18 protein-coding genes are annotated in these 23,848 nt (G+C 41.7%); 5 read left to right on the top strand and 13 right to left on the bottom strand.

Annotated features, from left to right (window positions below; translation table 11 throughout):
• Window positions 1-9: 9 nt before the first annotated feature.
• From EJ103_RS01445 to polA, 3 genes are all read right to left on the bottom strand, one after another.
• Window positions 10-528, bottom strand: a complete 519-nt coding sequence (locus EJ103_RS01445; protein ID WP_024032162.1) for a DUF1285 domain-containing protein — start codon at window positions 526-528, stop codon at window positions 10-12.
• Window positions 525-1,112: a YceI family protein gene (locus EJ103_RS01440; RefSeq protein WP_126005622.1), complete on the bottom strand. Its 588-nt coding sequence runs from the start codon at window positions 1,110-1,112 to the stop codon at window positions 525-527. Before EJ103_RS01440 ends, EJ103_RS01445 begins: the two co-directional genes overlap by 4 nt.
• Window positions 1,113-1,820: 708 nt before the next feature.
• Window positions 1,821-4,550 (bottom strand): DNA polymerase I, encoded by a 2,730-nt coding sequence (gene polA / locus EJ103_RS01435; RefSeq protein WP_126005620.1) that lies wholly within the window; start codon window positions 4,548-4,550, stop codon window positions 1,821-1,823.
• A gap of 524 nt (window positions 4,551-5,074) precedes the next feature.
• On the opposite strand from polA, the gene elbB reads away from it, so the two are divergent.
• The 3 genes from elbB to EJ103_RS01420 all read left to right on the top strand — a co-directional run bounded on the left by elbB (window position 5,075) and on the right by EJ103_RS01420 (window position 9,077).
• Window positions 5,075-5,722: an isoprenoid biosynthesis glyoxalase ElbB gene (elbB, locus tag EJ103_RS01430; RefSeq protein ID WP_126005618.1), complete on the top strand. Its 648-nt coding sequence runs from the start codon at window positions 5,075-5,077 to the stop codon at window positions 5,720-5,722.
• Window positions 5,723-5,925: 203 nt separating this feature from the next.
• Window positions 5,926-6,321, top strand: a complete 396-nt coding sequence (locus EJ103_RS01425) for a cytochrome c5 family protein (RefSeq protein WP_126005616.1) — start codon at window positions 5,926-5,928, stop codon at window positions 6,319-6,321.
• A gap of 182 nt (window positions 6,322-6,503) precedes the next feature.
• Window positions 6,504-9,077 carry a diguanylate cyclase gene (locus EJ103_RS01420; protein WP_126005614.1) on the top strand — a complete coding sequence of 858 codons (2,574 nt, stop codon included), beginning with the start codon at window positions 6,504-6,506 and terminating at the stop codon, window positions 9,075-9,077.
• Here EJ103_RS01420 and rep read toward each other — a convergent pair.
• The gene (gene rep, locus EJ103_RS01415) at window positions 9,070-11,088 is read right to left on the bottom strand and encodes a DNA helicase Rep (protein ID WP_004589303.1); all 2,019 of its coding nucleotides are present in this window, start codon (window positions 11,086-11,088) and stop codon (window positions 9,070-9,072) included. The genes EJ103_RS01420 and rep overlap by 8 nt on opposite strands.
• A gap of 161 nt (window positions 11,089-11,249) precedes the next feature.
• On the opposite strand from rep, the gene EJ103_RS01410 reads away from it, so the two are divergent.
• Window positions 11,250-11,513 carry an accessory factor UbiK family protein gene (locus EJ103_RS01410; RefSeq protein WP_004589302.1) on the top strand — a complete coding sequence of 88 codons (264 nt, stop codon included), beginning with the start codon at window positions 11,250-11,252 and terminating at the stop codon, window positions 11,511-11,513.
• A gap of 81 nt (window positions 11,514-11,594) precedes the next feature.
• On the opposite strand, the gene EJ103_RS01405 is transcribed toward EJ103_RS01410, so the two are convergent.
• The 8 genes from EJ103_RS01405 to ilvG form a co-directional block, all read right to left on the bottom strand.
• Entirely contained in the window at window positions 11,595-12,242 is a 648-nt protein-coding gene (locus EJ103_RS01405) for an NAD(P)H-binding protein (RefSeq protein ID WP_126005612.1), read from the bottom strand.
• A gap of 8 nt (window positions 12,243-12,250) precedes the next feature.
• Window positions 12,251-12,910: a carbonate dehydratase gene (gene can, locus EJ103_RS01400; protein ID WP_126005610.1), complete on the bottom strand. Its 660-nt coding sequence runs from the start codon at window positions 12,908-12,910 to the stop codon at window positions 12,251-12,253.
• A 64-nt stretch (window positions 12,911-12,974) separates the two neighbouring features.
• Window positions 12,975-14,150, bottom strand: coding sequence for a methyltransferase (locus EJ103_RS01395; RefSeq protein WP_126005609.1), 1,176 nt, complete (start codon window positions 14,148-14,150; stop codon window positions 12,975-12,977).
• A gap of 62 nt (window positions 14,151-14,212) precedes the next feature.
• Complete coding sequence (locus EJ103_RS01390; protein ID WP_126005607.1) at window positions 14,213-15,199, bottom strand: ABC transporter substrate-binding protein; 987 nt, start codon at window positions 15,197-15,199, stop codon at window positions 14,213-14,215.
• A gap of 144 nt (window positions 15,200-15,343) precedes the next feature.
• A complete protein-coding gene (ilvA, locus tag EJ103_RS01385; RefSeq protein ID WP_126005605.1) occupies window positions 15,344-16,897 on the bottom strand; it encodes a threonine ammonia-lyase, biosynthetic in 1,554 nt (517 codons plus the stop codon).
• Between the two features lie 2 nt (window positions 16,898-16,899).
• The gene (ilvD, locus tag EJ103_RS01380; protein WP_024032149.1) at window positions 16,900-18,756 is read right to left on the bottom strand and encodes a dihydroxy-acid dehydratase; all 1,857 of its coding nucleotides are present in this window, start codon (window positions 18,754-18,756) and stop codon (window positions 16,900-16,902) included.
• A gap of 105 nt (window positions 18,757-18,861) precedes the next feature.
• Window positions 18,862-19,104 carry an acetolactate synthase 2 small subunit gene (ilvM, locus tag EJ103_RS01375; protein ID WP_004589295.1) on the bottom strand — a complete coding sequence of 81 codons (243 nt, stop codon included), beginning with the start codon at window positions 19,102-19,104 and terminating at the stop codon, window positions 18,862-18,864.
• The gene (gene ilvG / locus EJ103_RS01370; protein WP_126005603.1) at window positions 19,101-20,750 is read right to left on the bottom strand and encodes an acetolactate synthase 2 catalytic subunit; all 1,650 of its coding nucleotides are present in this window, start codon (window positions 20,748-20,750) and stop codon (window positions 19,101-19,103) included. Before ilvG ends, ilvM begins: the two co-directional genes overlap by 4 nt.
• 702 nt (window positions 20,751-21,452) lie before the next feature.
• Between ilvG and EJ103_RS01365 the strand changes: the two genes are divergently transcribed.
• On the top strand, window positions 21,453-22,331 hold the full coding sequence (locus EJ103_RS01365) for a TraB/GumN family protein (RefSeq protein ID WP_126005601.1): 879 nt from the start codon (window positions 21,453-21,455) through the stop codon (window positions 22,329-22,331).
• A gap of 36 nt (window positions 22,332-22,367) precedes the next feature.
• On the opposite strand, the gene EJ103_RS01360 is transcribed toward EJ103_RS01365, so the two are convergent.
• On the bottom strand, window positions 22,368-23,780 hold the full coding sequence (locus EJ103_RS01360) for an ATP-binding cassette domain-containing protein (protein ID WP_126005599.1): 1,413 nt from the start codon (window positions 23,778-23,780) through the stop codon (window positions 22,368-22,370).
• Between the last annotated feature and the right edge of the window lie 68 nt (window positions 23,781-23,848).

Raw genomic sequence — 23,848 nt, 5'->3', positions numbered from 1 at the left:
AATAAGCACCTACGAAAGATAAAATTTTCCCCCTGCTGATTTTATAAAATAGCCGCGCTCATCTGCGTCGGCTATTTCAGCCCACTGATAAAACACACTTCGTGATACCCGCGCGCTACACCCATAAGGTAATTGCAAATATGGCACCGCTGCATTTTTATAGTTTTTTATATAAAGAGGCTGCTCAGCACTGATTAACCATTGCCGTGCTAAATTATCTACACAACACATAACCTGCCCTTGCGCTGTGCTTTCAATATGCCAGCTTACGATAACGAAAGGCGCATCTTGCACCTCTATCGCTATTTTTTCGATGGGTGTTTTTAAATAAAACTGCTCACCTTCTTTGCATAAAACACTGGCAAACAGTTTTACCATCGCGGGGCGAGTAATTTCGCTGCCATCGTAAAACCACTGCCCATGCTCGTTAATCATAATCGGCAGCTCACCACACTGGGTAGGCTGCCAACTATCAAACGGTTTGCTAGGCTCGCTTAATTGCTTACTAAGCGCCGTTAACGAGATCACTGTTTTTTAAGTGTTAGCGCAAAAGTAACTGGTACGGCTGTAGCAACGGCAGGTAAACCAGCTAATTGCTGTAGCTTTTTAACGCCTTCGGTCACACCAAAGTCTTGGCTATTTACAATCACAGGCGTAAACGACGACACGCTTAAATCGCCATTTTCGGCACTGCTAACAAGTACATTTATTTTTAATGGCTTTTTATTACCATGAAAATCAAGCTGTGCATCAACCTCTTTTAATACATGCTGGCCCGGCTTTTTAATATTACTTAATTGCTTTTTTATATCCGCGGTTAAAACTGCATGAGGAAACTTAGCCGCTTCAAATACAAATTGAGTTAAACGTTCATTGCGAATAGGGATCAGTGTTTCTGCAGAGGTTAAGTCTATATTTACGCTAAAAGCACCACTGTCTGAAAGTGTTCCTTCTAGGTTAGTAAAATGATGTGCCTCAGCAATCGAGTCTTTTTTGATAGAAACAAAACTTAATTGGCTCTTGTCATTGACTAGCTGCCAATCTGCATGAGCGGCATTAGACAAAGCAACACTTGATAACGATAAACCGATAATGGCTAACGTTTTAAACATAACGCACTCCTAAAATAAAATGAGAATAATAACGCTTTCGATACTATCACCTGAAATAGGGGCAAACCACCTCAAATTAAAGACGGCGCTAAATTACTTAGCCCGTAATGTTATTAAAAAATTAATAACGATATAGCAGCCTATAACTGATGCTTTTTTGGGGCATAGCGCAACATCCACGCTAATAATTGCGTGAGATAGCTTTACTTACCTACGTTTTTATAACTGCTTTATACAGATACCCGTTTGAGGGCGCGCAAGGTATGGCACAAAAAAATAATAAGTATAAATGAGCATAAAGTGTGAATAGTAAAAAAGCGCTTTGAGGTGCTATTTAGCTTTAAAGGGCAATCTAATGAGGAAGAAAAAGCAGCCTGCTTAAAACAAGCAGGCCGATATAGCAAACTGGGGAGAAGCTATCAATTTGTTGCACCTTTTCAGATGCATCATCAACAGGATGTCCTACAGGATGAGGACGCGCGCACTTTAGCAAAAGCGCGCATAAAAATACAATGATATTCCGCCAAAACAGTTCGAATTGACGAACATATAACTATTTAATACAAATAGTTGCTTAAATTAACCTACTTTTAACTAAACTTTGTTTACGCGTATAAATACTTATATCGATTCTCTTAATTGAGTGAGTTGTTTAGAGGCAATAAAAAAGCGCCTTGCGGCGCTTTTGAAATGTAAGCATGTTTTAGGTTAGTGGGCTTGTTCCCAGTTTTCACCTTCGTCAGCTTCTACAATTAAAGGGACATCTAAGCTAGCTGCTTGCGACATTAGCTCACAAATCTGCTTTGTGTATGCTTGCGCACAATCGGTTTTAATCTCAAACACCAATTCATCGTGTACTTGCATAAGTAACTTAATGGTATTGGGAGCTTGTTGATTAACCCAGCTATGCACGCTCAACATTGCTTTTTTAATAATATCAGCGGCTGTACCTTGCATCGGTGCATTGATTGCTGCGCGTTCGGCGCCTTTACGGCGCGCTCCATTACGTGCATTAATTTCGGGTAAGTGTAATCGACGCCCAAAAATAGTTTCTACGTACCCGTTCTCGGCCGCTTTTTCGCGGGTTGTTTCCATGTACTCAAGTACCCCAGGGAAACGCTCAAAGTATTTATCTATGTAGTGCTGCGCTTCGTGGCGTGGCACATCAAGCTGACGCGCTAAACCAAAGGCTGACATACCGTAAATTAATCCAAAGTTTACTGCTTTAGCTTTACGACGCATATCTGTGGTTACATCCTCTAGCTCAACCCCAAATACCTCAGCAGCGGTTGCACTGTGTACATCTAACCCATTAGCAAAGGCATTTAGTAGCCCTTTGTCTTGCGATAAATGCGCCATAATACGCAGCTCAATTTGACTGTAATCGGCAGCCACAATTTTATAGCCTTTTGCCGCTACAAATGCCTCACGTATACGACGTCCTTCTTCAGAACGAATAGGGATATTTTGTAAGTTAGGATCGGTAGAACTCAAACGCCCTGTGGCCGTAACAGCTTGATGATAAGAAGTATGCACGCGCTGTGTTTTCTCATTAACCATCAATGGTAATTTATCAGTGTAGGTTGATTTAAGCTTAGATAAACCACGGTGCTCAATAATCACCTTAGGTAATGGGTAGTCATGGGCAAGTTCTTGTAGCACTTCTTCAGCCGTTGAAGGCGCGCCCTTAGGTGTTTTTTTAATGACTGGCAGCTCAAGTTTTTCAAATAAAAGTACTTGCAGCTGCTTTGGCGAGCTTAGGTTAAATGGTTCGCCAGCTATCTCAAACGCTTCTTTTTCAAGCTCAAGTAAACGCTCGCCTAAACGCTGGCTGTGTGCCGCCAGCATATTGCTATCAATTGCTACGCCGGTACGCTCAATATCAGAAATAACATTCACTAATGGCATTTCTATTGTTTCAAATACTGACTTTAACTTCTCATCAGCTTCTAATTTTGGCCAAAGTACTTGGTGTAAACGCAGTGTAATATCGGCATCTTCTGCTGCATAAGGCGCAGCTTGCTCAAGCTCAATTTGATTAAAGGTAAGCTGCTTTTTCCCTTTGCCGGCTATATCTTCAAAGCTAATGTTTTTATGGCCTAAGTATTTAAGCGCTAATGAATCCATGTCATGGCGAGTGCCCACGCTATTAAATACGTACGACTCAAGCATAGTATCAAACTTAATGCCATTGAGCTCATAGCCTGCATTAGCCAGTACGCTCTTGTCGTATTTTAGGTTTTGCCCTACTTTAGCTTTGTTAGCATCGGCGAGGATTGGCCCAAGCTTTTGCATTACATATTCAAGGCTTAATTGCTCTGGTGCACCCGGGTAGTCGTGTGCAATTGGTAAGTAAGCAGCTTCGCCTGCTTTTACAGCAAAGCTCATACCTACTAACTGCGCTTGCATGTAATCAAGGCTGGTTGTTTCAGTATCAAAGGCAAATAACTCAGCGCTATTTAGCTGCTCAATAAGCGTATCAAATTGTGATTCGGTTAAGATAGTTTCGTAATGTGCATCTTCTACTTTTGGCAGTTCATTTGCCTCAGTAGGGAGCGCTTTTTCTGCATCTTTTGGGTTATCAAGCAGCTCAGCTAACCAACGGCGGAACTCACACTCACCATACAGTGCAATAAGCTCATCTTTATTTGGCTCTTGTACTTTAAAGGTATCTAGGTCTGACTCTACCTCAACATCACATTTAATGGTGGCAAGCTCATAACTAAGTGGTAAATGATCAAGGGCATTTGCAAGCTTCTCACCAATCTTGCCTTTAATGTCGCCGGCATTATCAATTACACCTTGAAGCGATCCATATTTTTGTAGCCATTTAACAGCTGTTTTAGGTCCACAGCCTTCAACACCTGGGATGTTGTCAACCTTATCACCCATTAGCGCTAAATAGTCGATGATTAGCTCAGGACCCACACCAAATTTTTCAACAACGGTTTGAGGATCTGAAATGCTGTCGGTCATGGTATTTATTAGCGTAACATGCTCATTAACTAGCTGAGCCATGTCTTTATCGCCTGTAGAAACCAATACATGGCGCTTTTGCTCAGTCGCTATTCGTGAAAACGTACCAATAACATCATCGGCTTCAACCCCTTCAATACTAATTAGCGGAAAGCCCATCGCTTTAATAATACTGTGCAGTGGCGCTATTTGCGTTCGTAAATCGTCAGGCATAGGCGGACGGTTAGCTTTATACTCGCTATACATGTCGTTTCTGAACGTTTTGCCTTTGGCATCAAACACCACCACCATGTGGCTCGGATCATATTGTTTGATCAAACTTTTAAGCATGTTTACCACGCCATAAATAGCGCCAGTTGCTTCACCTTTAGAGTTGGTTAAATGCGGTGGAGAATGATAAGCACGAAATAAATATGAAGAGCCATCAACTAAAATTAGCGGGTTTTCGGGGATCTGAGCCATGGTGAATTTGGATCCTAAATACAAAAAAGTAATATTATTACAAGCATGCCATAAGGTTGTGAATAAAACGACAGTGAATTACGCTTAGTAGCCATAATTATTGCGGAGCAACCTGTGGATAACTTTGTAGATAACAGCCACGAGCTATTCCTCCAATGCATAATAAAATGCTTAGAAAAATAAATAACTGCTTGTTTTGTTTAAAAAAGATAATACGAGGTTCTTTTTTTATTATTTTAAAACCAATGTGGAAAAAGGTTTTCTAACTGATACATCCGCTGTTAGTCACTTTAGTTATTTGTATCCATTTAAATAACCGGAGGAGTATTCTAGCATAATGGATCAAAGATCATAGCGATCCTTTATAATTTTTTTTACAAGCGCACTGGCAAAAATGGCATAAACCGCAATACAACTTGCACTGCGAATACTTTTTAAACTAAAAAATTATTTTAGTGTGTGTTTTGGCCCGTGTTAAACTTCACCCAAACGACTTATTTAAAATACTTAAGGAGCACAAAAGCATGAAAAAGATAGCTGTAATATTAGCCGGCTGTGGTGTGTACGATGGCAGTGAAATAAACGAAGCAGTATTAACACTGCTGCACATAGCTAAAAACGGTGCTGCATATCAATGTTTTGCTCCTGATATAGAACAACTTCACACTATTAATCACCTTACCGGTGAAGAAATGCCAAGCAACCGTAATGTACTCACTGAGGCAGCACGCATTTCCCGTGGTGATATAAAATCATTAAGCGAATTAAAGGCATCTGAATTTGATGCGTTAATAGTACCAGGGGGATTTGGCGCCGCTAAAAACTTATGTGATTTTGCCGTTAAAGGCGCTGATGCGCAGATAAACGACCTAGTATTAGAGGCCTGTAAACAATTTGCTAATGCACAAAAAGCCGCTGGCTACATGTGTATTGCGCCGGCTTTAATTCCGTTTATATATCCCAATGCTACTTTAACCATAGGTAATGATGAACAGACCGCAAGCGCTTTAACCCAGCTAGGCTCTACTCACACAGCCTGTGCGGTTGATGATATTGTGATTGATGAGGACAATAAACTCGTTACCACCCCTGCTTATATGCTGGCGCAGTCTATTTTAGATGCCGATGCGGGGATCGAAAAATTTGTTAAAAGCGTACTAGCATTAGCTTAAATAGTGATTTACTAAGCCACCGATTATAAATGTTTGTTAACTGAAACATGCAATTTTATTGCGTTAACGCAAAAATTAGCCAGTTTTATCGATAAAAACACCAGTGGGCGTTTTATAAATTGTTACACAAAGGTATAATCGGTTTAATTTCCGTCATCTATAATCGTGATTGATCACGTTCAAATCGAAGTGAGCAAGGCAAAATGAAAAAACTATCAGCTGCAGCATTATTAATGCTAGCAACCACCGCATACGCACAGCCATATGATAACTCTATGACTGAAGATGCGATTAAAAAACGTTTAGCACCAGTTGGCGCTGTTTATCTTGAAGGCGAGAAAGCTGCTGCAGCCGCAGCTCCTACTGGCCCTCGCTCTGGTGAGCAAGTGTACCAAGGCGCATGTTTTGCCTGTCACGGTACTGGCGCACTAGGTGCACCTAAATCAGCTGATGACTGGGCACCGCGTATCGCTAAAGGTAAAGATGTACTGCTTGATCACGCTATCAACGGTTTTAATGCGATGCCGCCAAAAGGAACATGTATGGATTGTTCTGATGATGAGATTAGCGCAGCTATTGATTTCATGACTTCTAAATAATTTAATTAAACCCCTGATAACTAGGGTGATTAATTTAAAAAGGCCTATTTTTATAATAGGCCTTTTTTTATTCCTAAAATAATCTTTTTAGTTGCTGTTTTAGGGCATTAGTTACTTGACGATCGCAACTAAAAGTGAAATTATACGTTTAATAAACATACAATAATAAAATAATATGATTCATGTCATCGGAAGATAAGCCCGCGGCACCGAGTAAACTAGCGCACCAAAATAAACGTCTTAAAGCGCTATTAGAAAAGTATAAGCAATCTCATCACTTACAAAATGCCCTGATCCAGCTATCAGAGCAAGCAAGCTCTGTTGCCGAATTAACCTTACTTTACCCCGCTATCCATGACATTTTACAAGCATACCTACCTAGTAAAAGCTTTTACGTGGTGCTTGCTAATCAATATACTCATGCCCTGGAACTTTCTTATTTTTGTGATGAAAAAGATGGTATATCAGTCGCCCTCAATCAAGATAATAGTTTTGAAGAAGGCGCTACAGGCTACGTTTATAAGCTTGGCAAAACCACCTGCTTTACCAAACAAGAGATGCAAAGCGCTGCACAAAACGGCTTATTTAAAGCACTAGGCTCACCTGCTGAGTACTGGGTTGGTGTCCCTATTTATCAAGAGCAAAACATTATTGGCGTACTTGCTGCGCAAAGTTACGATAAACACCAAGATTACAGCAACCAGCAAGTGCATTTACTCGAAGTAATGTCTTTATACTTAGCCACAGCCATAGAGCGAGTTAAAAAAAGAGAGCTGCTCGAATCTGAAGTAAAAATTCGTACCCGCGCGCTCACACAAAGTAATGATGCGCTAAACCTAGAAATTGAACAACGGAAACGCGCACTACAACGCCAACAAATTTTGTTTAAAATATCGGAGTTGGCAACGCAAGCGCAAAACTTAGATGATGCCTATGTAAAAATTCATCAAATAATAAAAACCATTACATACGCAGAAAACTTATACATTGCACTTTATAACAAAGAGACTGGTTGGATTAGCTTCCCGTACTGTGTGGATGAATTTAAAGACAACACCGAGCCAAGGCCGTTTGCAAAAGGTTATAGCGAACTGGTTATTAGCAGCGAGCAGACCCAACTTATTCACCCCAGTAGAGCCAAAGAGCTATTAGAAAGTGGTGATGTACAACGAAATAAGCCAGTACCAGAGGAGCAAATGGCCACCAGCTGGCTAGGTGCACCGCTTAAAACATCGCAGGGAGTTATCGGCTTAATTGCATGCCAAGCGTATAATAACAATCATATTTTTAGCAAAGACGACTGCGAGCTTATTACATTTGTATCACACCAAATTGCCACGGTTTTACAAACAAAGTTAGCCACTCAAGCACTTAAATCTAGCCACCAAGAGTTAGAGTATCGAGTTAACGAAAAAACAAAGGCGCTGCAACAAGCTAACCTACATTTACAAATGCAAATTGATGAGCGTAAAAAAGTAGAGCAACAGCTTTATCATGATGCGCATCACGACTCACTAACGGGCCTCCCTAATCGCAGCTTGTTTTTAACCCAGTTAGAAAAAACACTGCAGCATTACCATCGTTTTCCTGAACATCACTTTGCTGTGTTATTTATTGATTTAGATAAGTTTAAAGATATAAACGATCAACTAGGTCACCATGCCGGCGATCAATTTTTAATAAGTGTGGCTGATTTATTTTCGCATTGTATTCGCGAACACGATTTACTCGCTCGCCTTGGTGGTGATGAATTTGTAATTTTGCTTACCCACTTAACAGAGCTACAACAAGCAGAAGATGTAGCTGATCGCATTATTAATATAATGAAAAAGCCATTTTGCAGTAAAGGTACCTGCATTCAAAGTGGTGCAAGTATTGGTATAACGTACTCAAATTCAAGTTATCAGCATACCGATGAAATTATTCGCGATGCCGATGCTGCTATGTATTATGCTAAAAATGCGGGCCGCGACCGCTATGAGCTGTTCCACCCGTTATTAACGCAAACACTAACAAGTGCAGAATCTCCAGCACAGCACCATCTTGATTCACTCCCGATGAGTTTTAGAAGTGCAGATATTATAAACCTTGATGAACAACAGCAATCAGAGTCACTGTTTGAAGCCTTTGGTGAACACCCTGTATTAGGCTATACCAGTTTTGAAGTGCTGAAAAAGTTTGCAACCGATAAAGAGCAGCACCTACAAGTTGAATTAGAACTATTACAACACGCCTATGCCCATGCCTTAGCGGCAAATGTAGCCATGGTATTATTGCCATGCTCAGGGTTACTGTTAGAAGCGCTTGAATTCAATTTATTTACTGAGGTATTAAGTAAGCTGCAAGGGCAAAGCCAACTGTGTTTATTGTTTGACGACCAAGAAATACGTTACGCCTGTGCAACTCAACTAGAAAACCTTAAAAAGCTCTCGCAGCTTGGCTACAGCATTGGCTTAAATAACTTTGCAAAAGACCGCTGTGAGCTAAATGCACTGACCGACATTACCTTCGATTACGTACTACTTAGCTCAACCTTTAGTAAACGTGTACTGCAACAAGAAAGCTTTAACTTGCAATTACAAGGTGTACTGGCAATCACTCAGCTAAAAGGCATAAAAGTTATTGCCAAAGGCCCTTCTATACTCAACTTTAGAGCCTTGCTAGATAAATACGGACTAAACTTATTTGTTGCAAAGCAGCAAGGCTTATCGGAGCCAGTAGCGGCTAATAACAACGCCGCACAGTCTATTAACTAGGTTTTTTCAGCATCGCCCTTAAGTTAGCGACCCGTGCTTGGCCTTTTTCCATGCGCTCAGCTTGCGAGCTTGGGGCTTTTTTGTTTTCAAACGCTAGGTCATCTTGCGGTAACTCTTGCACAAAGCGACTTAGCTCTGTCTGTGAGGTTTCGCCAAACTGACGACGTATTTTTGCATACGTTAGTGTCAGCTCTTGCTGGGCCCGTGTGATCCCTACATATGCTAAACGGCGCTCTTCATCTACGTTTTCTTCATCAATACTTACCTGGTGTGGCAATAAACCCTCTTCCATACCAACCATAAATACGTACGGGTATTCTAAGCCTTTAGATGCATGCAAAGTAAGTAACTGTACCGCATCAGATTCATCTTCTTCCTCGTTACGCTCTAGCATATCGCGAAGCGTTAATTTGCTGACCACTTCAGGTAAGGTCATCGGTTCGTTATCGGCATCTCCGGTGAGCATATCGGTGATCCAACGATACAGCTCAGAGACGTTTTTCATGCGCATTTCTGCCGCTTTGGCACTTGGCGATGACTCATATAAATACGCTTCGTAGTTAATATTACGTACCAAGTCTTTTACCGCTTCGAGTGTATCGCTACGCACTGCATTATCTGAAAGCTCAACAACCCAACGTGCAAACCCCGAAAGCGCATTTAAGCCACGCCCTTTAAGGCGGTAGCCTAGGTCGTTATCAAAACAGGTGGCAAATAAGCTTTGGTGCTTTTCGTTTGCAAGTGTGCCTAGCTTTTCAAGTGTAACGGTGCCTATTTCACGGCGCGGCGTATTAACAATGCGTAAAAAAGCGTTATCGTCGTCTTGGTTAACCAACAAGCGTAAATACGCCATAATATCTTTAATTTCTGAACGCGAAAAAAACGACATTCCGCCACTAATTTTATAGGGAATGCGGTTACTCATTAATGATTTTTCAAAACCGCGTGCCTGGTGATTACCACGATACAAAATAGCGTAATCTTTATAGCTGGTGCGCTTCATAAATTTATGAGAAATTATTTCAGCAACAACTCGCTCGCACTCATGCTCTTCATCTCTACAGCCAATCACTTTAATCGGCTCACCGTAACCAAGCTCACTAAATAGCTTTTTTTCGATATCGTGCGGGTTATTGGCAATTAAAATATTTGCAGCTTTTAGAATGCGCTGGGCACTACGGTAGTTTTGCTCAAGCTTTATGAGCCTAAGGCCGGGGTAATCTTTACTTAACAGTACCAAGTTTTGGGGGCGGGCTCCGCGCCATGAATAAATAGATTGGTCATCATCCCCTACCACAGTAAAACGCGCTCGCTCGCCTACTAATAACTTAACAAGCTGGTACTGGCTGGTATTGGTATCTTGATATTCATCCACCAGCAAATACCTAAATCGTTGCTGCCAACGCTCTCGTGAGGTGGCATTACTACTCAGTAATAAGGTGGGGATCATTATTAAATCGTCAAAATCCAGTGCGTTATATGCTCGCAGCTGATTTTGATAACGCGCGTAAAGCTGCGCAAATAACGCCTTTTGCGCATCACGTGCTTCGCGTATAGCTTGCTCTGGTAAAATTAATTCGTTTTTCCAGCTGCCTATTTGCATTTTTAATAGATTAAGAAGGTCTTTGTCTTTTTTAAGTTCGTCTTCGGTTAAATCACCTAACAGCTGGTTAGTATCTTGGTCATCAAACAGCGAAAAACCTTCTTTAAAGCCAAGCGTTTTGAGCTCTTTTTTAATTATTTCAAGCCCTAGGGTATGAAAGGTTGATACCCACAGCCCTTTCGCTTCTTGCTTATTAAGCGTTTGTAATACACGCTCGCGCATCTCTTTGGCCGCTTTATTCGTAAACGTTACCGCAGCAATATTACGTGCTTTGTACTCGCACTTTTGCACCAAATAAGCAATTTTGTTAGTGATTACGCGCGTTTTACCTGAGCCTGCACCCGCGAGTACTAAACACGGACCACTAATATATTTTACTGCTTCATCTTGTTTTGGATTGAGTTTCATAACGACCATGGAGTTTTAAAAGGCAGCTAATTTTACCGTAACCACAGATACAGGCATAGCCATTAGATTAATTAATTCCATTGTGGTGATCATGTATTAAATACCTTAGGTATAAGGTAATATTAGTCATTATCATTTTAGGGCAACAGCAAGGGACGATTATGATCAATCCAGCAAAACTTGAAGAAATTGCTAAGCAAATCACCAACAACATGCCGCAAGGTGTAAAAAACCTAGCAGATACACTGGAAGGTAAAACCAAACAAGTTTTACAAAATAAGCTGGCTGAAATGGACTTTGTTAGCCGCGAAGAATTTGATGTGCAAAGCCAAGTACTTATTCGTACTCGTGAAAAACTCACTGAGCTTGAAGCAAAAGTTGTGTTACTAGAGCAACAACTAAATGCTAAAAATAACGCCGAGTAGCACGTACTACATCTGTATACTCAGCCACAAAAAAAGCAGCTAAGGCTGCTTTTTTTGCTTTTAGTTTTAACTAAAAGCCCACTATGTATCAAAAAGTGCCTCTAATACATAGTATTGCAGTGATTGTTGCTGCGCTAAACTTACAGCGCACATTTTTAGCGCCACTTGCTTACCCGTAATGGGTTTATAACGTTTTAAAAAAGGAAGTTGAGTAATAACAGGTAACACAAATGCGCCTATTTGCTCAGCTATTCGTGTATCGTTTCGCTCACCCATTAATAAAGACGGCTGGAATATACTTACTTTTGCAAAGCCCAGCGTTTTTATGTGCTGCTCAAGCTCGCCTTTCATTTTTAAGTAAGGGCTGATGCTGTGCGCATTAGCGCCGCTTGATGAAACCAAGCAATAATGGCTCACTGCATTGTTAGCCGCCATTTGCGCCGCAATAAACTGATAATCAAAATCAACTTTACGCTGCGCCGCGGTTGAGCCAGCCTGCTTTTTAGTAGCGCCCAAACACGAAAAAAACACATCCCCTTTAAATAACGCGCAGTAGTTGGTTAAACAATCAAAATCAATAACCTGATTAGTGAGCTTAGTATGTTCAACGTCCAGCTTACGGCGAGTTATAGCAATCACATGGCCAAACGCAGGGCTTTGCAGTAAAAGCGTTAATAGCTCACTCCCCACAACCCCTGTTGCCCCTATGATTATCGCCGTTTTAGTCATTGTTTAAATTACTCGCAACCGGCTTTAGCGAGTACATGTGCAACGGCTTTTTTATACACATCGCCTTCTTCTTCGGCGCAGGTTACAACCGATGATAAGTCGTGCAAGTGGCCGTTCTCTAATCCATATACCCAACCATGAATTGTGAGCTCTTGGCCTTTATCCCACGCATCTTGAACTATATTTGTTCTGCACACGTTACGTACTTGCTCAATAACGTTTAGCTCAATTAAGCGGCTTAAACGCTGTTGCTCATCCATTGCATTAAGCTGCTCTAAGTGTTTTTCTTTTACGTCGCCAACATGGCGTAACCAATTATCAATAAAACCAAATTTGGCGTTATTTAATACCGCTTGTACACCGCCACAGCCATAGTGGCCAACCACCATAATATGTTTTACTTTAAGCACCTCTACCGCATATTGCATTACCGATAAACAGTTATGGTCAGTATGTACCACCACATTAGCTACATTACGGTGTACAAATAATTCACCCGGCAGTAAATCAACAATTTGGTTGGCAGGAACACGCGAGTCTGAGCAGCCAATCCACAAGTACTCTGGGTTTTGTTGCATTGATAATATTTTAAAAAACTCAGGGTTGGCTTCGGTTGTACGTGCAGCCCAACGTTTGTTGTTTTCGAATAAATTTTTTAGCTTTCTCATTGCATCTCTTATTTAGGACGGGATAGAAATTACACCCCAGAAAAGACAAATAATGAGCGCCTTTTTAGTTGGTGTTTGCAAGAATTAAAATATTGCGAGGAGTTAATTGTTTCTCACAAAAGGTAGTAACTGAAACGTGATAACCTTGCTGTTGCAAATATAAAGCACGATCGAGCACAAGCCAAACTTCTATTGCTCTTCTAAACACATGTCGAACCAGTTCGATTCGCTCTGTTACTTTTTTACGCGCCTTACCAATTAATAAAAACTTATCGTAATCAGTGTCTTGAGGGATAATTATAGACTTTTTATCCCCCGCCCAAGCGCAAAACTGTGCAAACGTATCAGAAAACACGGCTTTGTTAACTGAAGGCACACTCACGTAATATTGTTCATGAGTGAGTGACTTTCGAAGTGCGTCAAACCCTAAGCGCCATTCCACCTCAGTTTTTCGTATTTTAGCTACACGTGAAGGGGCTGTAACTGTTTCTTGCAGCGCCAGTTTTAGATCGCGGTGCGTTAAATTAAGCTTACTAGCAAGGGCAAGCTCACTCATTGCCTGATAACGACTATCGGTAAATAAGTGATAACAGCACGGCGAAAAACTAATACGTTTTACCCTAGCGGCGCTGGCGTGTTGCATAAATGTTTGGTGCAGTGCGCCACATGCATGCAGTGCCACCGCATGTGTGTCGGTATTAAAAAAATGGCGTGTTTCATCTTCAAGTACATTAGCTTGGCTAAATTTCATCGCTAAACCTTGCTTGCGTGCACTGTGCTCTCCTTGCTCGCAAAGATGCCCTTGTAGCTCAACACTGTGCACGCTTTGCGCGCCGTTATAAGCAAGCATTCGGCCTAAATGCCCTTTACCTGCGCACCATTCAAGTACAGGCTGTGTGTTACTCGTTAATGCTGAAACAAAGTCTTGCAGTTGCTCAAACTTACGCCCTTTAATACCGTTACTTATCCAAAACGGGTATTCACCGCGTTGCTGCTCGCTTTTTGGTAAATTGCACAGCTCAGGTAGCTGCTCTACCCCGGCAATAAACGGGCTAAAAAATTGATAAAGCTGTTGCTGATCGTTATCAAGCCTTGCGACATCTTCATCTGATAAGTTATTTAACGCCGCTTGTAGCTCAGGCCACGGTAATTCATCAAAATCAAATGCTGTACATTGCCAATATTCGCGGGTATTCATTAGCACTGCATCGAGTGCTGCAAACTGCTCAGCTAGGTTCATAACAACTTAAAATAGTAAAAAGACGTTTAATTATACCAGTTGCGCAGAGCAGCATTAAGCGGTTATTTTTTTCCAAGTATTAAACGCAAATAAAGGGGGATCGAAATAATACTCACAAGAAAGGCGGCTATTAGCATCCACGACAGTTGTAATCGCTCTGGCTCTTGGTATTTATAAACAAAGCCAGCTTTGTGCTCGTCAAATTGCGTTTGCTTAATGCCATAATAATCTGCAATTAAGCGCCACTTGGCCATCGACATATTCCCTAAATGGGTCGTAGGCGGCATTATGTAGTCTTTCAATACTTCGGCTTCATAAGCTAGCTGATGAAAACTTTTGTTTGGCGCATACACTTGCTGAGTAATTGCAATGGCTTCATCCATATTCATCATCGCATAGCGCCAACCTTTTAAGCTCGCTTGGTAAAACTTTTCGACCGTTTGCGGGTGCTTTTTAAGCATTGATTCGCTGGTAAATAGCACATCACCATACACATCCATACCATAGCGCTGTGGGCATATAAGGCGGTGCGATACCCCTTGCTGAGTCATAAAGTAAGGCTGAGTGGTGACATACACTTGCATTGCATCAAGTTTGTTTTCTTGCCACGCTTTTAGCGCAGGCTCATCGCCTTCGTATACCTCTAAAGTAGCAATATCAATACCGCTGCGTTTAAGCATAACTAGCAGCTCGGTACTGTCTTTTTTACTCACTTCGGTAATACGTTTAGCGGTAAAATCGCGGGGGTGAAAAATATCAGAGCTGTCTTTTACCATCCAACAGTATGGGGAAAACTGCAAAATAGCCGCCATTGCTACAAACGGTTGGCCGTTTACTCTTTGTTGTAAAATACCCGAATGCGCTACGCCAAACTGGGCTTCTCCACTTGCTACAGGCGTGAAAGTGTCAGGCATTTTAGGATTGGCTTCGCGTATGGTTACATCAAGTCCGGCGTCTTTGTAGTAGCCTTTTTGCTGAGCCATATAATAGCCGGCGAACTGAAACTGGTGGGTCCATTTTAGTTGTAAGGTGACTGATTCTTGAGCCATTAGTTGGCTGCAAAAAAGCAAAATTACAAATATTAATCCTTTAATAAGCAACTGGGTGTTCCAAATAGTAGTCATTAGCTGTAACTATATTTAAAACACACGATAAAGCAAGCATGCAAACGTGCATACTTGCTTATAAAAACCCTAAGCTGAGGCTAGATTGTCAACGTTTGGGCTTTGTGGCTGAGAGGTTAAAAACTGCGTAAAACACGGGTTATGTGTTTCATCTTGTACACTGTAACCTAAGCGATTTAAGTGCTCGTTAAAGATATCGAATTGGCTTGGCTCAATAGCAAAGCCCGCCAGTACATTTCCGATAGACCCCCCATGATTGCGATAATGAAATAAAGTAATATTCCAATTGCTACCTAAGGTATCTAAAAAGCGCGCAAGGGCTCCTGGGTATTCCGGAAATTCAAACCGTAATAACCTTTCGTGTAACTGCTCCGGTGCTTTACCCCCTACCATATAACGTACGTGTAATTTAGCGAGTTCGTTATCTGATAAATCGCAAAATTGGTAGTCGTTGTTAATTAGGTCTTGTTTTAGCTCGTTGAGTTCTTGCTCACCCTGGCGCAGGGCAATACCTACAAATATTTGCGCTTCACCGGGGCCTGCATAGCGGTAGTTAAACTCAGTAATAGCCCGACCACCTAAAGAGGTGCAAAACTGCTTAAAGCTGCCTTTTTCTTCTTTAATGGTCACCGCAAGTAGTGCTTCGTTTTTTTCACCTAGCGCAGTACGCTCAGCCACATAACGTAAGCGGTCAAAATTTAAGTTAGCACCCGAAAGCACCGCTGCTAAATGCAGCCCTTTTAAGCCCGATTGCTGGCTCCACTTTTTCAGCCCTGCGGTTGCAAGGGCACCTGAGGGCTCTGAAATCGCGCGAGTAGAGACAAAAATATCTTGCATGGCGGCACAAATTTCATCGCCACTGACAGTTACAACTTCATCGCAAAATTTTTGCGCTAAGCGAAATGTTTCACTGCCAATAATTTTAACCGCTACGCCATCGGCAAAACTGCCAACACGGTCAAGTTCAACAGGCTCGCCCGCTTTAAGCGCGGCTTGTAAACATGCACTTTCGTCAGCTTCTACGCCAATGACTTTTATATCGGGGCGTAATGATTTGATATAAACCGCCATACCAGCAAGTAAGCCACCACCGCCAACAGGGATAAATACCGCATCAAGCTCGTTGAGTTGCTGCATAAGCTCGCGAGCCACTGTGCCTTGCCCCACTATTACGTCAGGGTCATCAAAAGGCGGTACAAATACGCCATTGCGTTGCTCTGTTAGTTCAAGTGCATGTGCTTTTGCAGCATCAAAATGATGGCCATGTAAAACCACTTCACCGCCCAGCGCACGTACCGCACTTACTTTTATTTCAGGCGTGGTAACTGGCATAACAATAGTGGCTTTATGGCCAAGGTGTGAAGCACTAAGCGCCACACCTTGTGCATGGTTACCCGCAGATGCCGTAATAACAACAGACCCTTTTGGTAACTTGTTTAATTTATTATAAGCACCGCGTAACTTAAACGAATACACGGGCTGTTGATCTTCACGCTTTAACCAAACATGGTTGCCTAATTTATCACTGAGGTCGCGCATTTCGCTGACCTCAGTCACTTTAGCTAGCGGTTCCATATTGGCCTGAATAATAGCGCGAAAATAATCGAGCTCTTGAGAAACCATAATTAGCTAAGCTCCTCCAGTTTGGCTAAATCACGTACTGCGCCTTTATCGGCACTGGTTGCAAGTAATGCATACGCTTTTAATGCCGACGATACATAGCGGTCACGATCAAGCGGCTTATACGCTTGCTTACCACGCGCTAATTGCTTTTGTTTACGTGCTTCTAGCTCTTCATCACTTAATGCAAGGGTGATTTCACGTGTTGCGATATCAATGATAATTTTGTCGCCATTTTCAACATACGCAATAGCACCGCCACTTGCCGCCTCTGGCGATACGTGGCCAATTGATAAACCAGAAGTGCCGCCCGAGAAACGACCATCGGTGATCAAGGCACATTTTTCAGCAAGGCCTTTTGATTTTAAGTAGCTCGTTGGGTAAAGCATTTCTTGCATACCTGGGCCGCCTTTAGGGCCTTCGTAGCGAATAACCACAACATCACCGGCTTTTACTTCGTCGTTTAAAATGCCTTCTACTGAATCATCTTGTGATTCGTACACCACGGCAGTGCCTTCAAAATGCAGCATTTCGTCAACTACACCTGCACTTTTAACAATACAGCCATCAACCGCTAAATTACCTGAAAGCACAGCTAAGCCACCATCTTGTCTAAAGGCATGCTCAACACTACGGATACAACCATGCTCTCGGTCGTTATCGCCTTCATCCCAACGGCACTCTTGGCTCATTGCTTTTGTAGTACGAATACCGGCAGGGCCTGCGCGGTAAAACTTTTGTGCTGCTTCGTTTGTAGGATCAGTCGCATCCCACTTTTTAACAAGCTCACCCATCGTCATACCCGCTACGTGGTTTACCGATAAATCAACTAAACCTGCTTTACCTAGCTCACGTACAATTGCCATCATGCCACCAGCGCGATGCACATCTTCTATATGGTACTCAGGTGTAGCTGGGGCTACTTTACATAAAAATGGGGTTTTACGAGAAAGCTCATCAATGTGCGACATATCAAAATCTACACCGGCTTCTTGTGCTGCTGCTAATAAATGCAATACGGTATTAGATGAACCACCCATGGCAATATCAACCACCATAGAGTTCATAAAGGCTGTTTTGTTTGCAATTGCACGCGGTAACACGTCGTGGTTGTCTTTTTGGTAGTACTCGCGACACAAGTCAACAATGCGAGCGCCGGCTTCTACATACAGTTGCTTACGATCTTTATGCGTTGCAAGCGTTGTGCCGTTACCCGGTAGTGCAAGGCCAATAGCCTCTAATAAACAGTTCATTGAGTTGGCAGTAAACATACCCGAACACGAGCCACAGGTAGGACACGCAGAGCGCTCTACTTGCTCTGAATCAGCATCACTTACTGTTTCATCAGCGCCTTTTACCATGGCATCAACTAAATCTAGTTTAATATCGATGTTAGCAAGTTTGGTTTTACCCGCTTCCATTGGCCCGCCCGATACAAAAATAACCGGTATATTTAAACGTAGCGCTGCAAGCATCATCCCTGGGGTGATTTTGTCACAGTTAGAAATACAGATCATCGCATCGGCGCAGTGGCCGTTAACCATATACTCAACAGAGTCTGCAATTAAGTCGCGAGAAGGCAGTGAGTAAAGCATACCACCGTGGCCCATTGCGATGCCGTCATCAATTGCGATGGTATTAAATTCTTTTGGAACGCCGCCCGCTTGCGTGATTGTTTCAGCCATTAGCTCACTAAGCTGATTAAGGTGTACATGCCCTGGTACAAATTGCGTAAACGAGTTAACTACAGCAATAATAGGTTTACCAAAGTCGGTGTCGGTCATGCCTGTTGCGCGCCATAATGCACGTGCGCCTGCGCGTTTACGTCCTTCAGTTGTTGTTGCACTTCTTAATTTAGCCATAGTTACCTCTGTTTTGCCGCTGTGTAAGCGGGCATTCCTCATTCTAAAAATTGTTGAGTTACTGATGGTTATATTCAGTAACGCGTAAATGTGTTTCGTTAGCAGTTACACTGCTTGTTGCTGTAAGTTTTCTAAGCTGATTTCTTTCACGTCTACCAACTTATTTAGCTGGCTGGTTAATAGATGAATAGGCTTATCGCTATCGACCGTCATTGCTATCGTATATTGAGCTTCATCGGTATTAAGCTGAAAATGCGTAAGGTCAAAACCACGGTGACGCACAACACGTAAAAAGCGCTCCACCGCAATACTTTGGTTTTTCAATGCAATAGTTAAGCTGTGTTTCATTGTGCTTTCTCCGTAATCATTTCGTCATTTGCAGCCCCTGGTGGTACAAGCGGCCATACGTTTTCTTTATCATCTATACAGGCATGTAAAATATACGGCCCTTCGCTGTTTACCAGTGCAGTGATTGCATCGTCTACTTCGTTGGCTTTAGTAATAGTTTGCCCAGGAATACCAAATACCGCCGCTAACTGAACAAAGTCAGGGTTATCTGAAAGATTGGTTTCAGAGTAACGCCCTTCAAAAAACAGTTCCTGCCATTGACGAACCATACCTAAGCGTTGGTTATCTAATATTAGTATTTTTACTGGTAAATTGTTACGACGTATAGTGGCAAGCTCTTGAATGTTCATCATGATTGAGCCATCACCCGACACCGTTATTACAAAATTGTCTGGGCGTGCTACTTGCGCGCCAATAGCCGCGGGTAAACCAAAGCCCATAGTGCCTGCGCCACCACTACTTAAGTGATTACTTGGGTGGTTAAATTTCATATGTTGCGCCACCCACATTTGGTGCTGGCCTACATCGCAGCACACTACGCCTGTTTTTGGCATACGCTGGCTTAACTGGTTCAATAAATACGGAGCAAATACTTTTTCGCCTGGGTAGTCATAACGCCACGCGTGTTTTTCGCTCATGAGCTTATTTGTATCGCACCATGCTTTAGGTGTTACAACACACTCAAGTGCGGGTAATGAGGTTTTTAGATCAGCAATTAAGGACGCTTTAGCAGGTTTGCGTTTACCTACTTCGGCCGCGTCAATGTCTAAGTGAATTACTTTTGCTTTGGCTGCAAATTTGGCTAAGTTACCCGTTACGCGGTCATCAAAGCGCGCGCCTATACATACAAGTACATCACACTCTTGTACTGCTATGTTAGCCGCTTGTGTGCCGTGCATGCCTAGCATTCCTAAGTAGTGCTCGTAATCTGGTAACACACTGCCTAGCGCTTTTAATGTTGATACCGCTGGCATTTGTGTTTTGTTTAAAAACTGCATTAACTCATTTTGCGCATCGGCGGCTTGAACGCCACCACCTACATACGCTACTGGCTGCTTTGCTTCAGTTAATAACTGGTTTGCAATGGCCACTTGGTTTAAATCAAGCTGTGGTAAATATTCATCAGCAGCTAACCAAGGTTTAAAAGGCACTTGCGCCATTTGAATATCTTTTGGAATATCTACAAGCACTGGGCCTGGGCGACCACTTTGAGCTAAATGCATGGCTTCTTGTAATATTTCAGCTAAGTCTTCTGGGCGCTCTACCATGTAGCTATGTTTAGTACACGACAGTGACATACCTAGTACATCGACTTCTTGAAATGCATCTGAGCCAATAGCGGCTGTCGGTACTTGGCCTGTAATTGCTAATAATGGCACTGAGTCCATCATTGCATCGGCAAGTGCTGTTATTAAGTTAGTAGCGCCTGGGCCTGAGGTAGCAAAACAAACGCCTAATTTGCCTGTGCTGCGAGCATAACCCACTGCGGCAAAGCCAGCACCTTGCTCATGGCGAGTAAGGTAATGCTTTACAGGCGCGCCATAGAGCGCATCGTAAATGGGCATAATAGCTCCGCCAGGGTAGCCAAATACTTCATTTACGCCGTGCTTGGCTAATAAATCGATTGTTAGTTCTGCGCCTGTCATTAATTAATCCTCATTCCTCAGTGACAACCCAATTACCTACTTACTTAAAAAACTTATAGCTAAAATCTTTAAAACTTTGTGCTTAAAACTAAAAAGCCCTCCGAACGGTTAGGTGCGGAGGGCTTTTTAATGCTTAAGTTTATAGCACTACGAAGCCCTCGCGGGAATAATCACCACGATAATAATCAGGACTAGGTTAAGTGCATTTGTAAGCATGTAATTAATACCAAAATGTGTTCATTTGTTACGAAGTAATACTCTTCGCTCTGTATATGTATTTGTACCGCGCTGAGGCGAGTAAGTCAACACCAAACTTAATTCAACAAAAGAGCAAAAAGCGACTTTAAACGGATTTTAAATTCACAACAAAAGGCTTAAATGAAAAATTTATACCTTAATTTGCATCAAGTAAATTCACTAGCCCCATAATAGCCATATAGGGCTTGATTAATTTTTGATACATTGTAGTACAAATAACAGCGCAGCACGGTAAATAACTTAAAACTTTGCTAATTAGGCAGGTTTACTCCGCAAGCCCTATTACGCACCACTCAATTACATTCACCCTATTTAAATAAGGTGCCCTAGTGCAACTAAACTCATAAGCGCATTTAAAAGTGTTTAATATAACCAAATAGGTTTATTAAAGCGCTTTAATTTAAGCTAGTATTTAGGCAACTCAATTAGATTTAAGGACAAACCATGCAAGCCCTCTCTCGAATTAGTCAGTTCTTTATACTGGCACTTTTTATAGCAACTAGTTTTAATAGTGTCGCAGCGCCGGCATTATTTAAAGTAGAAAAAAACGGTACTAGCTCTTACTTGTTTGGCACGGTTCACGTAGGCGATGCCAGCATGAAAGGCTTACCAGAAAAAGTAACTACGGCTATAGATCAAAGCGAGCAAGTTGTTGTTGAAGTAGATATTAGTAAACTCACGCCTTTGCAAATGCAGCAGCGTTCAATGCCCTTTATGATGCTTAAAGATGGCAAAACATTACAAACAGAACTCTCAAAACAAAACTACAATAAGCTTAAAGACTACTTTGCTAAAAAATCGATTGATATAGCTATGTTTAATGGCCTCAAACCTTGGGCTGTAATGGTAACCATGATGCAAATTGAATTTCAAAATGCAGGGTTTTCTGACCAAACAGGCATAGACAAGCAAGTACTTGCTTACGCTAAAAAGCAAAATATCACGATTGGAGAGTTAGAAACGCTAGAGCAGCAACTGCAAATGTTTGATGGCATGGCTTTGCTCAGTAATGAAATGATTGAAGAAACGTTTGAACAGCTTGCCGATATTAATACTTATTTTATTAAGTTAGTAAACGCCTGGAAAAATGGTGATATGAATACGCTGACTGAATACTACAACATGAGTTTTGACGAGAGTAACTACGGTGAAATAAGCGAGCAAGTTATGCTAGTTAATCGTAATAATAAATGGGTGGAGCAATTAGTGCCTCGCTTAACTAACGAAAAACTATTTATTGCTGTAGGCGCGCTGCACTTACCAGAGCAGCATGGTTTAATTAAACAGTTAACTGATGCAGGCTTTACCATTACTCGCCTATAACGTGGCGTTAAAGGTTGGGCATATTCAGCCCAGCCTTTAATTAAAATCTTCCATTTTTAAGTAATGCTCAATCCCTTTAATTTTGTCTGCCGCATGGTGATTTACATAAATAACGGTGCTGGTATTTGCGGCACAAATTTTCTCTATTAATATTAGTACTCGCTGTCTATTTGCTTCATCAAGCCCCAAACAAGGTTCATCTAAAATAAGTAACGTGGGGTGTTTTACCATAGCACGCACTATTAATAGCATGCGCTGATCGCCGTATGAAAGCTGCGTAAATGAGCTATTTTGTTTATCGCTTAACCCAATCAGCGCTAACCATTGCTTAGCTGTATTTACCTGTGACTCTGTTGGCTTTTGATATAAGCCAATGCTGTCGTAAAACCCAGAAATAACCGTATTCAATGCCGATATACTTACTCGATAATCCATATGCAGTGCATTTGATATATAGCCAATATGCTGTTTTATATCCCAAATACTTTCACCACTTCCGCGCTTAAAACCAAATACCTGAATATCATTGCTGTAGCATTGAGGGTTATCGCCAGTTATTAAATTTAATAAGCAGGTTTTACCTGAGCCATTTTTACCACTCAATTGCCAATGTTGATGTTTATTAATTTGCCAATTGAGATTTTTAAATACATCAACCCCAGCGTAGCTAACCTTTGTATTACTAAGCTTAACCAATGTATCGGCGGTATACTCTGCACGGCCTTGGGAGTCATCCGGTTGAGGTATTTCTAAAGCGGTATGGGTTAAATGCAGTAGTTTAAGCAAGTCAGCACGTTGCTCTGCGTTTGGATTATTAAGTACATGCTGCAACTGCCCCTGATTTACATAAGCGTAATGAGTAATAAACGGCGGGATTTCATCAAGCCTATTTAACACAAACACAAAGTTAATTGTTGAGCTAAGCGTTTCTAATAAAGTGTTTAGCACCTCACACGAATGTTTATCTAAGCCATCATATGGCTCATCTAGTACCACTAAATCAGCATGACTACTTAGCGCATTTATAAGTAGAAGTTTACGGGTTTCGCCGGTAGAAAGATCTCTAAAATGCCTCTCTAAAGGGGCGCTGTAATTAAAGGCATCTATTAGTTTTGTACGTAGCTTATGGTTGTAGCTACTATTTTGAGGGAAAATAAAATCTTTTACTAAGCTGTGATGTTCATGCTCGATTTCGTTTTTGATTAACTGCTTTTGCACATCAGATGACACAAGCTGCGTGCTATTAAAGGTACTTTTAAAAGTACCACTTTGCTGCTTAGCTTCACCCGTTAATGCGGCGCTCAATGCCGATTTACCTGCGCCATTAGCGCCTAATAATAGCCAGTGCTCACCAGCATTCACTTGCCAACTTAAGTCATTAATTGTGTAACGGCTTTTACCTTGCCCTTTTAAATAACCACTAAATTGTTCAAATACAATACTTTGCACAATACTGCCTTCACCATAAGCTAAATAAACAACTTAACGTATAGTAAATTGCTTTAGCAAGCGTATTT

This window comes from Pseudoalteromonas sp. Xi13 (assembly GCF_003952205.1).
GTDB classification, from domain to species: domain Bacteria; phylum Pseudomonadota; class Gammaproteobacteria; order Enterobacterales; family Alteromonadaceae; genus Pseudoalteromonas; species Pseudoalteromonas atlantica.
This window is presented reverse-complemented; position numbering and strand designations above follow the sequence as displayed.